Source organism: Enterococcus raffinosus (genome assembly GCF_019175485.1).
In the GTDB taxonomy this organism is placed as follows: domain Bacteria; phylum Bacillota; class Bacilli; order Lactobacillales; family Enterococcaceae; genus Enterococcus_A; species Enterococcus_A raffinosus.
In genome coordinates, this window is sequence record NZ_CP072888.1 from 1,692,415 (window position 1) to 1,708,671 (window position 16,257).

A 16,257-nucleotide genomic window follows, 5' to 3' on the forward strand; every position below is an offset into this window, starting at 1 on the left:
TATAGCCTAACACATGCGAAAGAGCAAAAAAAGAAAAAGCTTCAAGTTTCCTCAAAGCTTTTTCAAAAAAACTATTTTGCATTGTTTTCTATGATCTTCACAATCACGTCAACTGCTTTTTCCATGGTTTGTAATGAGACAAACTCAAAGCGTCCATGCATGTTTTCAGCACCAGCAAAGATATTAGGTGTTGGAATCCCCATGAAAGAAATTTTAGACCCGTCAGTTCCGCCTCGAATGGGTTCGATAATTGGTGTTACACCAACTTCTTCCATCGCCCCCTTGGCTAGATCAATAACGCTCATGTCCTTTTCAATTATCTCACCCATATTATAGTATTGATCATACATGTTAATTTCTACTCGTTCTTGATCAAACTGACTATTCATTTTTGTTTGAAGCTCTAAAATCATTTGCTTGCGTTCTTCAAACTTCTCACGATCGTGATCTCGAATGATGTATGTCATTTTTGCCTCTTCAACATTCCCATCAAGGGCCAATAAGTGGAAGAATCCTTCACGTCCATCTGTTTTTTCAGGACGGTCACCTTCTGGTAATTGATTATGGAAATCAATGGCCATTTGTAAAGCGTTGATCATTGTATTTTTGGCCGTTCCTGGGTGAACATTTTTCCCATGCATAGTAATTTCAGCTTGTGCTGCACTAAATGTTTCATATTGCAATTCACCAATTGGACCACCATCCATTGTGTAAGCAAAATCTGTATTAAATTCTTTAACGTCGAATTTATCTGCACCAATTCCGATTTCTTCATCAGGACCAAAACCAACACGAACTTCCCCATGTTTGATTTCTGGATGATTGATTAAATATTCCATCGCAGTCATAATTTCAGCGATCCCTGATTTATCATCAGAACCAAGCAACGTAGATCCGTCAGTCGTAATCAATGTCTGGCCGGCATAGTTTTTCAAATTAGGAAAATCTTTTACATTTAGTGTATATTTTCCTTCTGCATCCAAGTTAATAGTAGATTCACCATCATAATTCTCAACAATTTGTGGATTTACCCCTTCAGCATTGAAATCTGCTGTATCCATGTGAGAGATAAAGCCAATCGTCCGTGCTTCCTTGTCAAGGTTACTTGGCAAAGTAGCGATCACATAGCCGTTATTTTCATTATAAGTAATGTCCTTCATCCCAATTTTTTCTAATTCTTTCATCAGCTCATGGGCAAAGGCTACCTGTGTTTGAGTTGTGGGTGTTGTGGTGCTTGTCGCATCAGAACGAGTTTCTGTCTTAACATAATCTAAAAAGCGCGGTAATAAATTTTCGTACATCTTACTCTCTCCTTTAATGCTATTTATTTAAATGAAAAAGGATTTGTGGACGTCTCTGATACTAAAAATTCAACATCCCAGTCTTCTTCATTTTTCCATTGGTTAAATAGAGTCACCATCTTTTCTTTGCAGAGCGACTCAATATAATGCCCTGGATCTATCACCAACATACCTGTTTCCTGCATATCGTGTGCAGTATGGTAATAAACATCACCGGTGATATAAACATCTGCATTCGCAGCTAGGGCCTCACGATAAAATTTCTCTCCACTTCCGCCGCAGATAGCTACTCGTTTGATACTCTCTTTGGCTGTACGGGGATAAACCACGCGCAAGCCTTCTAAGTTGAAAACTTTTTTCACTTTTTGAATAAACTCTTCTGTCGGTAGTGCTTCTTTTAATTCGCCAACGCGCCCAATTCCAAATTTTTCAGTTAAATTATCCAATTGATAAATATCATAAGCTGGTTCTTCATATGGATGGGCTTTTCCCATTGCAGCCACGATTTCTGTTTGTCTTGTTTCTGGAAAAATTACTTCTATTTTACTTTCCTGAACTTGCTCAGGAACATTCGCGGTACCAATTGTCGGTTGCGCGTCATCATTTGGTGTGAAACGTCCCGTGCCGTTTAATGTAAAAGATGTAGCATGATAGTTTCCTTGTATCCCCGCTCCAGCTTCCGCTAATACTTGACGCATCTTTTTTGCATCCGATTGAGGTATATAGACAGCAAGCTTTTTCATTTTAACGGTATGTGTATGGACAAGGTAGTCCGTATCAAAGACTTCTAAACCTTCGCAAAACCAATCATTCAGACCATTAGAAATGATGTCCATATTTGTATGAGCCGCATAAACAGCAATATCGTGCTTGATTAGGTCTGCATACATTTTCGTTTGTACATCATCTGTCGTTAACCGTGTAATTGCTCGGAAAATCGGTGGATGCTTCACAATTAATAAGTCAACTTTCTTGGCGATCGCTTCTTCAACAACTGCAGGGCGTACATCTAAGCTCATCATAATTCGATCAACATTCTTATTCAATGTACCTATATGAAGCCCTACTGGATCTCCATCTTCTGCTAACCACTCTGGACAATACTGCTTAAAACGCTGGATAAATTCACTTCCCTGCATCATCAAGTACCTCCTTGATCCATTCTATTTCTTGCGTAACCTCTTGGATTTTTTCTGCTACATCCTGATCGCTTTGCCGCAAACTCGCTAAAATTTTTTCGTTTTTTTCCAACTTGTGCTGCCATTTTTTCATAAAAATCGCATTTTTTTCTTTACGCAAAATAGGACCGAATAAAAGTTCTTTTCCCGAATATTCAGGTCTTTCTGTTCCTTTTTCAGCTACAATTATTTCATATACCTTATTGTTTTCTTCGATAATTGCTTCATCGATAATCAGATAGCTCTCGTCAAATAGCCATTGGCGTAATTGTCTTTCACCGACATTCGGTTGCAGGATAAGACGTTCTTTTCCAGACAATCGATGTTTCTCTTTTCCTCGCTGTAAAATGTCCCGAATCAATACGCCACCCATCCCACAAATCGTGATCGCATTAATCTGATCATCCAATTCTACTGCTTCCAATCCATCGGCTAGACGAACATCGATATTTTTATCTAGGCCATTTTTAGCCACCTGTTTTTTTGCAGATTTGTATGGACCAACAACAACTTCTCCAGCAATCCCAAAAGATATTTTATTTTGAAGCATTAAAGCTACTGGTAAATAAGCATGGTCCGAACCAATATCTGCTAAACGTGCATCTTGAGGTACAAACTCAGCCGCTTTTTGTAATCGAAGCGATAAATCTTTGGCATTCATTACTTTCACATCCTAAAATAGATTATAACACTCCTTAAAAAAAGCGCCCCTAAAAAAGAGCTAAATGATAGCGCTTTTTAATAGGGCGTTTCTCTTTTTCTAAGAATTTTTTCGTTTTTTAACCATTTCGGCGATTTTCGCCAATCACCCAAATTTCTTTACTTAAATATCGAACACGTTCCATGATACGCTTTGCCTTCAATGGCTCTTCGTCTCCCCGCTGCGTGACAGATAAATGTTCTTCCAATTGATCCATATTAAAATTAGAAGAAAAGAAGGTTGGCAATTGCTCTTGCATACGATGTTGCAAAATTACTCCTAGAACTTCGTCACGAATCCATGCACTCATAGAATCGGCGCCGATATCATCAATCATTAAAATTGGGGCTCTCTTCACCTCATCAAGCTTTGGTCCCACTCTGTCATTGGAAATGGCCTGCTTCATTTCACCAGCAAAGGTTGGAAAATGTAGCAGTGTTGTTTCGAAGCCTTTTACAGCGAGTTCATGGGCAACGGCCCCTAACAAATAAGTTTTGCCAACTCCGAAATCTCCTACTAAATACAATGCTTTATGAAACATTTTAGGGCTCGACTCATATTGATTAATGAAATCCAGTGAAGCTTCTAATGCCTCACTTCGTCCAGAAGTAACTTCAAAACTTCGTATTGAAGCCTTACGGATATCCTTCGGCATGTCTAATGAATTGACACGATTACGAATCTCTTCTTCACGTTTTAAACGAAGCAATTCATCGGTTGGTACATATGTTACATCAATAAAATGAAAATTTAGACTTAGTTGAGGTTCATAACCTGGTGCAATCATCGTGGGATCAGAAGCTAAATACTTTTTCTTTTCTTGAACAAACTCATAAAGCTTTGCAAACGACTTCTCAATATCTGCTTGCGATAATTTTTCTTTGTGCTCTTCAATAAATTGACGAACATCCGGATCGGCCAAAACTTCTTCCATCATTTGGCGGTAACGACCATCGACCCCACGGCTCTTAATGATGCGATTCAACTCTTTTCCTACATCTTCCATCAATCGTCACCTTCTTTACTTAAATATTCCGCTAGTTTACGGTTCAACTCTGCTTCTTTTTCGGGAGTTAGCTTCTTCTCTTTCGGCGGCTGCTTAATATGCTCTGGCAAAGCCTCTTTTCGACCACTACGTTTTTGGTACGCTGGACGTGTAGCTTGTGGTTTGCGAACCAATTTCTGATTATTTTTCCGCACATGACTGATGGCCTCTTCTGGTGTGGTAATTTTTTTCTGAGCCCAGTCATTAGCAATAGCATTTAAATAATTGGCATTAATCACAGCCTGATTTTGAATGACTAAAATGTAATTAATGATAATGTTAATCACACTTTTAGGTAGTAAATTACGCCCAATTAGTTCTTCCAATAATCGAACTTCCGTATTGGTTTCGAATCCGCCCTTTTCACGCTTAATCGCTCGAAGAAAGGTAACCGGAGCAATTTTTTTACTTTGAGTGATAATTTCTAACTCCTGCGATGAGAAGTTTCCGGTAGTTGTTAGACTTTCTGATGGTATTTTTTTCGATTCAGCGGGTATATTCGGTCGTTTCTCTTTGTTGATAAGTTGACGCAAGTAATTAAAATTCAGCCCTTTTTCTTCACCGGCACTTGCTTTAGCAACATATTCTGCCAAATCCAATTCGTTCAATCCATATAGTCGTTGAAAAGTTTGTAGCTTCTCTCGCTCATCCAAAGTCATAATCAAATTGAACCGTTTTATCTGCTGAGTAAACAACGTCCAATCAAAATCTGATTTATCTTCAAAAACTTCCTGTGTTTTCTCTAAAGAATCACTATGACTAGTAAAAGCAGTCTCATCAAAACGATATACGTCTCTAAATCTTTTTGTTATATTTTTGGCATTTTCAGTATCAAAGTTTTTCGGTTTAAAGCGTTCGACTAGACGTTCATATCGGTGTTTTCCAATTTTATCCATTAATAGGTAAGCCATTAATGGGTCTTGAAAGAATTTTTCAGGAACAAGCGGTGGGCGCAATTGATATATCAGGCTACTCCCCATCTCTTCATTCATCACTTCAAAGGTTTCTAATAGACCGATCCCTTCAAGCTTTTCACGAGCTTTTATCAAGTTTGTTAAGCCTGTATCAATAGCGGCTAATAAATCGGTGTGCATCAAGCTTTGACTTTCCCCATCTAACATAATATCGCTAATCAAGGTCAGGTATAAGCTTGACGCAGAGCTACCAATAATTGGCTGGTATAAATACAGCAAAGCATCTTGTTTACTTTGATCAAGTTGTGGCTCACCATAGACCGTATAAAAGGTGCTGGGTTTCAGTTGTTCTGCCACTAAAATGCCTCCTACTCTTCATCCGTTGACTTCGCTTTGTCAACGATCTCCTGTAATTCCTTTAAAAATACAGACATGTCTTTAAACTGTCGATAAACACTCGCAAAACGAATATAGGCAATTTCATCAACTTCCATCAAATCTTCCATGACAAATTCGCCAATTTGACTGGTTGGAATTTCATTTTCTCCCATGCTGCGCACACGATTTTCTACATGATCGACAATTTGTTCCATCTGCTCCATCGCTACTGGACGTTTTTCTGCAGAACGAATTAAGCCTCGTAAAATTTTGTCACGGCTAAATTCCTCTCGATCCCCGTTACGCTTAACAACTAGCAGAGGAGCCGCTTCAATACGCTCAAAGGTTGTAAATCGAAACCCGCAGCTTTCACATTCTCTCCGACGACGAATCGCTCGTCCATCATCAGTCTGTCGACTATCAATTACTCGGGAATTATTATGATTACATCTTGGACAACGCATAAATTCACCCACACTTTCTTATGATTGGTTAAATTCACTGATTAAACGTGAAATCTATTTGTTATATTGCATCGTTTTTTAAAAACAAAATTTTGTTGATTGAAAAAATTTATTTGTTTATATAACATGAGTTTACCATAACCAGCGCGCTAAAAAAAGCGTCGTAATACTACGACGCTGAATTCTTTAAGAAACAAATTTGTTTATTCTTAGCCAATCCATAACTTGTTGACGTGTTGTTTCTTGGGAACCACAATTATCAATAAGAATGTCCGCTCTCTTTTTCTTTTCATCCAATGAAAGCTGACTCCTAATTCGTTCTAATGCTTCGTCTTTGGGAAGGTTATTTCTTTTCATTAGCCGACTTAATTGAATTTCTGGAGTAACATAGACAACCGCTATTTTATCCATCAAAACTTGATAATTTCCTTCATACAATAATGGAACATCAACAATGACTAATTGATTGTTTTTTTTTGCCTTCTCCACCTGCGCTTCAATCTCACTTCGAATAAATGGATCAAGCGTTTTATTTAATTTTGCTCTTTTATCTTCATCATGAAAAATCATCTTGCCTAACTTTTCTCGATTTAAATTGCCCTGTTCATCAATAATTGCTGATCCGAAAGCCTGTTGTAAAGCTAGCAGCCCTTCGGTTCCAGATTCAACCACTTTCCGAGCCACAATATCCCCATCCACAATCGGAAAACCCTCTGATCTAAAAATATCAACCACTGTCGATTTTCCGCTGGCAATTCCTCCAGTTATTCCTAAGACAAAACTCATTTTTACACCTTCTTCAATTTCTGACAATGAGGACAAAGATGCGTTCCTCTTTGAGCAACCTTGATTTTAATAATTGGTGTTCCGCAACGTGTACATGGCTTACCTGTCTGACCGTATACATGCAGCTCTTGCTGGAAGTGACCTGCTTCTCCCAAAGCATTTAAATAGGTTCGAATGGTCGTTCCTCCAGCTTTCTTCGCTTTATCAATCACTTCAATAATTGCTTCACGTAGGCGACGAACATTTTGAGGATTTAATGTGTTTGCTGGCTGTTCAGGATGGATTTTAGCCAACCATAAAACTTCATCAACATAAATATTACCTAAGCCTGCCACGACCTTTTGATTTAACAATAGAGGCTTAATCATAGTGGTTGATTTTTTAAGCTGTTTTTTGAAATCAACTAAGTTAAAATCTGCATCGGTTGGTTCCGGTCCTAACTGCGTCAATCCTTTATAATCTTTCGCCGTTCCTTTTTTCAATAAAGCCATCCGTCCGAATTTTCGTACGTCATGATAAACAAGTTCAGTACCATCTGTAAAAATGAAGCGAACATGACTATGCTTATCTAAAGGAGTCGGCTGATCAAAATATTCATATTTTCCTTCCATGCGCAAATGTGAGACCATCTCATAATGAGTCAATTGAAAAATCAAGTATTTTCCACGACGTTCAACTGTTTCTATAGTCTCTCCAATTAATTGTTGTTGAAAAATTTCTACTTCCGGAAATTCAACAATACGCGGCCAATAAACATCTATTTTTGCAATAGTCTTTCCCTGGACTAAAGAAACCAAACCTTTTCTGACTGTCTCAACTTCAGGTAATTCTGGCATAGCTATCATCCTAACTAGTAATAATTTCTTTCAAACCCGCTCAAACACATTACTATTTCTTAGTAAGAAAAAGTTCATAAACCTTCAGCTAGCATTTAACAAGTTTATCTTTAAGTTATCATTTTTCCGATCAAGCGAAAAATAGTTTGCTCTAAACTTGACTAGCCGGTTCGTATTGACTTCTATAAAAAAACTACACATTCATTTGACACACTACAAAAAGCTGGAATTTCTTCCAGCCTTACATTATTTTGCCTCGTACCATGTTTTTCCCCAATTACTATCAGTCAGTAATGGAACATCTAATTGAACTGTATTTTCCATAACTTCTTTAACTAATTTGTCAAGTTGTTCTAATTCACTTTCAGGGACCTCGAATACTAGCTCATCGTGTACTTGTAGGAGCATCGTTGCTTGCAGTTTTTCTTCTTCTAAACGTCTAGCCATTTCAATCATCGCTAATTTTAGAATATCCGCCGCACTTCCTTGAATCGGTGTATTAATTGCAGTACGTTCTGCAAATGATCGCAAATTAAAATTTCGGGCATTAATGTCAGGAAGATAACGCCGACGATTATACAAAGTAGCTGCATAGCCCTTATCTTTTGCTTCTCGTACACTTTCCTCCATATAACGTTTCACATCTGGATAGTTCTCAAAATAAGTATCGATATATTCCTGAGCCGCTTTACGCGTAATCCCTAAATTCTGTGATAATCCATAATCTGAAATACCATACACAATACCAAAGTTAACAGCCTTAGCATTACGACGCATATTTGGTGTAACCTCATCTTCACTCACACCAAAAACACGCATTGCAGTACTAGTATGGATATCCATACCGTCACGGAAGGCTTGCTTCAGATGTTCATCTCCAGAAATATGAGCTAAGACACGCAATTCAATCTGAGAATAATCAGAAGAATAGATCACCCAGTTTTCATCTCGAGGTACAAACGCTTGGCGAATTTTTCTTCCCTCTTCCAAACGAATGGGGATATTTTGCAAGTTAGGATCAACAGAACTCAAACGCCCAGTTTGCGTAAGGGTCTGAATATAGCGTGTATGGATCTTATTATCGCTTTGGATTACCTTCAACAAGCCTTCTACATAGGTCGATTGAATTTTAGCGATTTGTCGATAATTCAAAATGTGCTCAACAATTGGTGCCTGTTCACGAAGTTGCTCCAATACATCAACAGCTGTTGAATAACCTGTCTTTGTTTTCTTAATAATCGGAAGCTGCATTTTTTCAAACAAGATAACACCAAGCTGTTTTGGTGAGTTGATATTAAACTCTTCACCTGCTTCTTGAAAAATTTTCTCTTCGATTTCCTGCAGACGTTTTGAGAACTCACCACGCATTGATTGTAATCTTTGCGCATCTACGGTAATACCAGCAATTTCCATTTCAGCAAGAATTCGAGAAAGCGGTAATTCCATTTCATAGAACAATTTGTCTTGTTTCTTTTCCTCTAATTCATTTTCTAATTTATCGTTCAGAAAGTGAATAGCTTTAATCTTACGCGCCAGATGTCCAAAAAATACCTCATCATCTTCTGGTAGTCCCTTTTTAGCACCCTTACCATAAATCTGCTCATCTGTTTGAATTTCTGTGTAGCCGTAATATTGAGCCACTCCTGCAATATCATTACTATTGTCATTGGTATCTAATAGATAAGCTGCCAAAAGGACGTCAAAATTGATCCCTTCCGTTTTTGTAATATAGCGATTTAACGCAACATAAGTGCGTTTTGCATCGTATACTTTCTTTCCGTTTGCTGTTTCTAACCATTTTTTAAATACGCTGCTGTCAAACAAAGCTAGCTCGTTTGTTACATAAATTTTTTCCTTCGTCCCCCAAGCAATACCGACAATATCAGAAAGGTGGTAATTGTCTTCTAACATTTCAACATACAAAGCAGAATCAGGACTGAACATATCTTCAGTAAATTCATCAACAACGTCAAACATAATATCTTCTAACTCAACTTCTTCTTCCTCAACATTTAGTTTGCTTAGAAATCCTTTGAAATCCATTTCTTTAAAGAAAGGAACTAATTTGTCTAGATCTTTTCCGTGATAAGCCAATTCCTCTATGGAAATATCAACTGGTGCATCCAGCTTGATCGTGGCTAATTCTTTTGAAAGAAAAGCTTGTTCTTTGTCATTGATCAAATTTTCTTTCATTTTACTCTTCTTTAATTCATCAATGTTCTCATATACACCTTCAACACTACCAAATTGCTTTAATAATTTGATTGCTGTTTTTTCACCGACTTTTGTAACACCTGGGTAATTATCAGAGGTATCACCAGCTAGTCCCTTCATATCGATAATTTGATTTGGTGTTAATCCATCATATTTTTCAGCGACATGCTCAGGAGTATATGTTTCGATTTCACTAACACCTTTTACTGTAATGTCGACTTTTATTTTATCTGTAGCTAATTGTGTTAAGTCACGATCTCCTGATAATACAACCACCTCAAAGCCTTCTTCTGCCGCACGATGAGCCAACGTGCCAATAATGTCATCTGCCTCATAGTTATCTAATTCATAGTGTTTTACCCCTAATCCGACTAATAATTCTCGTAAGTACGGCATCTGCTCACGAAACTCACCAGGCGTTTTTGAACGTCCCCCTTTGTAATCAGAATACATGGCCGTGCGAAACGTTGTATTTCCTGCATCAAATGCGACTAAAACATGGGTTGGTTTTTCTTTATCCATTACATTTTCAAACATGTTATTAAATGCATAGATAGCATTGGTATGTAACCCATTTTTATTTTTAAAACGCTCTAAAGAGTTGTGCAAGGCAAAAAAAGCTCGGAAAGCTACACTGTTCCCGTCTACTAACAATAATTTATTTTCACTCATAAGTTCGACTCCTAATCCCATTAAGGTATTTATTTTCAAAATAAAGCTGATATTCAACAATTAAACGATTCCGCTAAACCTTCACGTTTCATTTTAACAAAGTATTGGATGAAATGAAAAGAATGCGCTAAATTTATCAGGATTCTTCTATCAAAACTAAAAACAAAAAAAGAGGCGATCATTCGCCCCTATTTACTGCTACCAAAAATTCGTAAAAATGAAATAAACAGATTAATGAAATCTAAGTAAAGCTGCAACGCCATAAAAACAGCTACACCATTTCCTGCTTCGCCATTTGTTCCGAGATAAATTTTTCGAATCATCTGATTGTCATAAGCTGTGATTGCAGACATAATTACAACCATTAAGATAGAAATGAAGAAATCAACCGCGCCACTGTGTAATACAAAAACATTGAGTAACATCGCGATGATTATACCCAGCAGGCAACTTAAAGCTGCACGTCCGATTCCAGAAAGATCACGCTTCGTAAAAGAGCCTACTAACGACATTACTAAGAAAGTCGCTGATGCAGTTACAAACGCTTGTGTAACTGTCCCTATATCATACATCGCTAATGTAACGGCTAAAGTGAGACCATTCAATGCAGAATATACAATAAAGCCACCAATCGCTAAGGTTGGATTTTTTTGTGCCTTGACGCCAAGAAATATTACAAGAGCAATCTCAGCGATCCAAATTCCCCAGAAACCTAAGGGAAAATTGTTAATAAAATTACTAACTTGTGATATCCATGGTCCTAAAGCCATATATGAAATTACTGCACTAATCCCAATTCCTAAAGCAAGGAAAGCATAGATTTTCCCATAGAAACGGTTCAATCCGTAAACCCGTGTTTCTTGATTATTCACTTATATCATCTCCTAATTGTACTTGTGGCGGTTTAACCATGACCACCGCATCTAAAATGCGTTTCTCTTCGTTATCAGCAGATTCTACCGCTTCAACAGAAATCGTAACGACATCTTTCATTTTATCAACTTTAATTACTTCAAACTCAAAGGTCAATGTTTCATAGTGAAAAACCGGATCAATAAAATTGATCGAGAAATTCACAACGTGAGACCCCGGCCCTGGTAAATGTTTTGAAATCGCACTTGTTATGATTCCCATCAACATTATTGATGGTACAAGCGGTTGCTCATATTCAGTTTCTTTCGCGTAGTCGTGTTGGATGTACAAAGGATTCGCATCATTTGTCAAACCTAAGTATAAAAGAATCTGATTATCTTCGATCGATTCCGTTAACGATAACGAGTCACCTTCCTCAATTTCGTCAATCGTTTTGCCTATTTTCCGAGCCTTCATATTATACAAATTCATTCCCTCCGTAATTTGTTCTATTAATTATTTTATCAGAAAGAAAGTAAAACACAAGTTTGTACATACGTTACTATAAAGATTTCTAAAGCATTGTTTTAGCAAGTTTTCTACACGGTTATTATCTGAATACAAGTGCTAAAAAACGATGCTAGTGTTTGCTGCAATGAATTTGAAGAAGCTGGCCACGTGGCTATGGAAAGACAAAGAGCCTTTATTTTTTTGCTCTGAATTTCGAAAGGAAATGTATAAAAAGACGTCCCAAACTCGAATTACGAGTTTGAGACGTCTTTTGTCTACAGTCTGAGAGTTCTGATAAAAATATCAGAACTCTTTTCTTATTACAAAACGTTACGTGTTGTGTTGCTCAAAAGATTTTCGTAGGCCCGCTCAAATTTCTGGACATCGCCAGCCCCCATAAAGATTACCACAGCATTTTCATGGTCTAATAAAGGAGACATGTTTTCTTCTTTGATGACCTGTCCGCCTTTTTGAATTTTGTCGCCTAGGTCTTCAATCTTCACATCGCCTGCCGTTTCGCGAGCTGATGAGAAGATATCACACAAATAAACCTTGTCTGCGCGATCCAGCGCTTCTGCAAACTCATCCATTAATGCAATTGTTCGAGTAAAGGTGTGTGGTTGAAAAACAGCAACTAATTCTTTTTCAGGATACTTTTGACGAGCAGCATCAATTGTCGCCTTTATTTCAGCAGGATGGTGTGCGTAGTCATCAACAATGATCATGTCTGCTACTTTCTTTTCGGTGAATCGACGTTTTACACCAGAAAAAGTCAACATTTCCTCTTTCACCTTATCCATGTCTAAACCTTCAAAGTAAGCCACGGCAATCACAGATAAAGCATTCAATATATTATGTTTTCCAAATGATGGTACCGCAAAACGACCAATAAACTTATCTTTGTGGTAAACATCGAAAGCTGAACCATTCGTTGTGCGAACAATATTACGCGCTTGAATATCATCATTTTCAGATAGGCCATAGTAATATATTGGAACATCCGCTTTTAATTTGCGCAAGTATTCATCATCACCATAAGCAAAAATTCCTTTTTTGACTTGTGAAGCCAACGTTTGGAAAGCTTCGAACACATCATCGATACTCTTGAAATAATCAGGATGATCAAAATCAATATTCGTCATAATTGAATAATCTGGCGCATAAGCCAAAAAGTGTCGTTGATACTCACACGCCTCAAAAGCAAAGAACGTCGCGTCGGGAACACCATGTCCGGTTCCATCACCAATCAAATAGCTTGTTGGTGCTAGTCCATTTAATACATGAGCTAATAAACCCGTTGTGCTGGTTTTACCGTGTGAACCAGTAACAGCAATACTAGTGTAAGGTTGGATAAACTGTCCAATAAAGTCATGGTAACGGATAATTTCCAGCCCTAATTCTTTTGCTTGAGCGATTTCTTCATGTGTGTCGGGAAAAGCATTTCCTTGAATGATTGTCATGCCTTCCTTAATATTGTCTTTGCTAAATGGCAGAATCGTAATGCCTGCTTTTTCTAAATCACGTTGCGTGAAAAAGTATTTTTCAACGTCAGAACCTTGTACATTATAGCCCTTTTCATGCAATACTAAAGCTAATGAGCTCATACCTGAACCCTTGATTCCAACAAAATGATAAAGTGTCTCTTTATTATTCATTTAATCCTCTTCCTTATATGTACAAAATTGTTTGCGGTTCACATTATCATATAAATTCGTAAAAATAGCAATCTTTTATTCTCCGTATCGTATGGCAACTCTCACACTTCAATTGTCTTCAAAAATTTTAATTTTCCTTGACAGCTTCCACATACATATCGTTCTGTATTGATTTTTCTTCGCCGTTTGATTTCTTTTTGACATGCTTGGCACTGATATACTTGATACTTTAGTATTGTTAAAGGTGGCGTATAACGAGAGCCACCTGTTTTCTTCAACAATTGCTTAAATTCCAAATCCTTATGTTGATAGCCGCGACCTGCTAAATGCAGATGATAATGACAAAGCTCATGCTTGATCACTTTAATTAATTCCTCTTGTCCATATTTTTCAAACACCTTCTCATTAAAATCCAAATGGTGACTGCTCAAATGATAGCGTCCACCACTTGTTTTTAGGCGAGGATTGAAGGTGGCTTTGTGGCAAAATGGCCGTCGAAAAGATTCTTGAGAAATCTTTTCGACTAGAAGCTGTAATTCTTGATCAGTCATTTTTATCACTTTGCACCATCGTTAGACTAATACGTCCTTTTTTCACATCTACGGATTCGACCCAAACAGTCACAACATCTCCTACAGAAACCACATCTGTTGGATGTTTAACGAATTTTTTACTCAATTTAGAAATATGAACAAGTCCATCTTGTTTAACACCGATATCTACAAAAGCACCAAAATCAATAACATTTCTAACTGTTCCTTGTAGTTCCATACCCGGTTTCAAATCTTCCATTGTTAATACATCTTGTCTTAACAATGGTGCAGGCATTTCATCACGCATGTCGCGTCCAGGCTGAAGCAATGCTTGAATAATATCTTTGATCGTTTCTTTTCCAATTTCAAGTTCGTTTTGTAATTGTTGCAGCTCTAAAGCTTTAATTTTTTCTGTCGCTTCTTCATATCCCAGTGTCTTTAAATCGACTCCTGCTATTGCCAAAATTTCTTTTGCACTTACATAGCTTTCTGGGTGAATGGCTGTTGTGTCCAGAATATTTTTCGCTCCAGGTATCCGCAAAAACCCGATCGCTTGTTCATAAGCCTTTGGTCCTAAACGAGGAACCTTTTTTAGTTGAGGACGAGAAGTAAAGGCCCCATTCTCTTCTCGGTAGTTTACGATATTTTGTGCAGTTGTCTTATTCAACCCTGAAGCATATTGCAGCAACTGGGGACTCGCTGTATTGACATTCACACCCACTTGGTTCACGGCGGTTTCCACTACAAAGTCTAATCGTTCAGATAGCCGTTTCTGAGATACGTCATGTTGATATTGACCAACACCTACAGCTTTTGGATCAATCTTTACTAATTCAGATAACGGATCTTGCAGCCGACGAGCAATGCTGACTGCACTACGTTCTTCAACTTGTAAATCTGGAAATTCATTTCGGGCGATGTCACTAGCCGAATATACAGAAGCTCCAGCTTCATTCACAATCACATAAAAAACTTGTTGGTGAATTTGCTTTAACTGTTCGGCAACAAATAATTCAGATTCACGACTAGCAGTACCATTTCCGATTGCAACCATTTCTACGTTATATTTTTTAATCAATGTCTGAAAAGCAGGTCCTGCAGCTTGTCGTTTTGCTTGTGGTGCTGGCTTGTGGGGATAGATTACCTCAATTGCTAGCACTTTGCCTGTTTCATCTACAACGGCTAACTTACAACCAGTTCGATAAGCAGGATCAAAACCTAAGACAACTTTTCCTTTCAATGGCGGCTGCAATAACAGATTACGTAAATTTTCACCAAAAATGTTGATTGCCTGCTCATCCGCATCTTCAGTCAATTCATTTCGAATTTCACGTTCAATCGCAGGTCCTATAAAACGTTTGTAGCTGTCTTTATACGCCTCACGAATGAATTCCACAGTAATCGAACGGTTATTTGTTACCAAGTGCCGTTCCAGATAATCAAATATTTTTTCTTCCTCAACTACAATGGAAACCTTTAGAATCTCTTCCTTTTCGCCACGATTAGATGCTAAGACACGATGTGAAACCATTTTATTGATTGGTTCGGCAAAGTCATAATACATCTCGTAAACGTCTTTCTCATCTTTTTCAGCATCCTTCACCTTACTTTGATAGACACCTTTATTTTTTGTAAACGTACGAATCCATGTCCTAAAGTCTGGGTTATCACTGATTTGTTCTGCCACAATTTCATGCGCACCCTGTAATGCTTCTTCAGGAGTTGTTACAGCTTCGCTAATAAATTCCTCAGCCTTCGCATAAACATCTCCTGATTGCGGAAAACTCATTAAATAATCTGCTAATGGCTCTAGACCATTTTCTTTAGCGATTGTAGCTTTGGTTCGACGTTTTTGTTTGTATGGACGATAAAGATCTTCTACTTTTTGTACCTTTGCAGACTGCTGAATTTTTTGTGCTAGTTCCTCAGTAAGCTTTCCTTGCTCATCAATTAAGCGCAAAACTTCTTGCTTACGCTTTTCCAAATTTTCTAAATAATTGTAGCGCTCCTCTATTTCACGGATCTGAACTTCATCTAAGGTCCCAGTCATTTCTTTACGATAACGAGCAATAAATGGAACAGTATTGCCTTCGGTTAATAAGTTAAGTACAACTTTAATTTGCTGGGGACGATATTCTGTCAATTCCTTATTCAACAATTGAATAATATCCTGATTTAAACCTTCTGCCATTTTAATTCCTCATTTCATCCAAAATCCT

14 protein-coding genes and 1 pseudogene are annotated in these 16,257 nt (G+C 37.7%); 1 reads left to right on the plus strand and 14 read right to left on the minus strand.

What is annotated here, in order from left to right:
* Nucleotides 1-71: 71 nt before the first annotated feature.
* The 11 genes from pepT to J9537_RS08340 all read right to left on the minus strand — a co-directional run bounded on the left by pepT (nt 72) and on the right by J9537_RS08340 (nt 11,817).
* Nucleotides 72-1,301, minus strand: coding sequence for a peptidase T (gene pepT, locus J9537_RS08290; protein ID WP_218255649.1), 1,230 nt, complete (start codon nt 1,299-1,301; stop codon nt 72-74).
* Nucleotides 1,302-1,324: 23 nt separating this feature from the next.
* Nucleotides 1,325-2,446 carry a Nif3-like dinuclear metal center hexameric protein gene (locus J9537_RS08295; RefSeq protein WP_425333169.1) on the minus strand — a complete coding sequence of 374 codons (1,122 nt, stop codon included), beginning with the start codon at nt 2,444-2,446 and terminating at the stop codon, nt 1,325-1,327.
* The gene (locus J9537_RS08300) at nt 2,427-3,140 is read right to left on the minus strand and encodes a tRNA (adenine(22)-N(1))-methyltransferase (RefSeq protein ID WP_218255651.1); all 714 of its coding nucleotides are present in this window, start codon (nt 3,138-3,140) and stop codon (nt 2,427-2,429) included. Before J9537_RS08300 ends, J9537_RS08295 begins: the two co-directional genes overlap by 20 nt.
* 118 nt (nt 3,141-3,258) lie before the next feature.
* Entirely contained in the window at nt 3,259-4,185 is a 927-nt protein-coding gene (dnaI, locus tag J9537_RS08305) for a primosomal protein DnaI (protein WP_010744963.1), read from the minus strand.
* Nucleotides 4,185-5,495, minus strand: coding sequence for a DnaD domain protein (locus J9537_RS08310; protein WP_218255653.1), 1,311 nt, complete (start codon nt 5,493-5,495; stop codon nt 4,185-4,187). The genes dnaI and J9537_RS08310 overlap by 1 nt, the downstream gene beginning before the upstream one ends.
* An 11-nt stretch (nt 5,496-5,506) precedes the next feature.
* Nucleotides 5,507-5,980 (minus strand): transcriptional regulator NrdR, encoded by a 474-nt coding sequence (nrdR, locus tag J9537_RS08315; RefSeq protein ID WP_010744965.1) that lies wholly within the window; start codon nt 5,978-5,980, stop codon nt 5,507-5,509.
* A 186-nt stretch (nt 5,981-6,166) separates the two neighbouring features.
* On the minus strand, nt 6,167-6,766 hold the full coding sequence (coaE, locus tag J9537_RS08320; RefSeq protein ID WP_218255654.1) for a dephospho-CoA kinase: 600 nt from the start codon (nt 6,764-6,766) through the stop codon (nt 6,167-6,169).
* A gap of 2 nt (nt 6,767-6,768) precedes the next feature.
* Nucleotides 6,769-7,602: a DNA-formamidopyrimidine glycosylase gene (mutM, locus tag J9537_RS08325; RefSeq protein ID WP_218255656.1), complete on the minus strand. Its 834-nt coding sequence runs from the start codon at nt 7,600-7,602 to the stop codon at nt 6,769-6,771.
* Between the two features lie 246 nt (nt 7,603-7,848).
* A complete protein-coding gene (gene polA / locus J9537_RS08330; protein WP_218255658.1) occupies nt 7,849-10,488 on the minus strand; it encodes a DNA polymerase I in 2,640 nt (879 codons plus the stop codon).
* Nucleotides 10,489-10,676: 188 nt separating this feature from the next.
* A complete protein-coding gene (locus J9537_RS08335) occupies nt 10,677-11,360 on the minus strand; it encodes a Bax inhibitor-1/YccA family protein (RefSeq protein WP_010744969.1) in 684 nt (227 codons plus the stop codon).
* Nucleotides 11,353-11,817 (minus strand): MaoC family dehydratase, encoded by a 465-nt coding sequence (locus J9537_RS08340; protein WP_371086069.1) that lies wholly within the window; start codon nt 11,815-11,817, stop codon nt 11,353-11,355. Before J9537_RS08340 ends, J9537_RS08335 begins: the two co-directional genes overlap by 8 nt.
* A gap of 157 nt (nt 11,818-11,974) precedes the next feature.
* On the opposite strand from J9537_RS08340, the pseudogene J9537_RS08345 reads away from it, so the two are divergent.
* A pseudogene (locus tag J9537_RS08345) lies at nt 11,975-12,136 on the plus strand (IS5/IS1182 family transposase); the annotation flags it as partial.
* 34 nt (nt 12,137-12,170) lie between these two features.
* On the opposite strand, the gene murC reads toward J9537_RS08345, so the two are convergent.
* The 3 genes from murC to J9537_RS08360 all read right to left on the minus strand — a co-directional run bounded on the left by murC (nt 12,171) and on the right by J9537_RS08360 (nt 16,229).
* Complete coding sequence (gene murC / locus J9537_RS08350; protein WP_010744971.1) at nt 12,171-13,505, minus strand: UDP-N-acetylmuramate--L-alanine ligase; 1,335 nt, start codon at nt 13,503-13,505, stop codon at nt 12,171-12,173.
* A gap of 101 nt (nt 13,506-13,606) precedes the next feature.
* Nucleotides 13,607-14,056: a SprT family protein gene (locus J9537_RS08355; RefSeq protein WP_218255660.1), complete on the minus strand. Its 450-nt coding sequence runs from the start codon at nt 14,054-14,056 to the stop codon at nt 13,607-13,609.
* Nucleotides 14,049-16,229, minus strand: coding sequence for a Tex family protein (locus J9537_RS08360; RefSeq protein WP_218255662.1), 2,181 nt, complete (start codon nt 16,227-16,229; stop codon nt 14,049-14,051). Before J9537_RS08360 ends, J9537_RS08355 begins: the two co-directional genes overlap by 8 nt.
* Between the last annotated feature and the right edge of the window lie 28 nt (nt 16,230-16,257).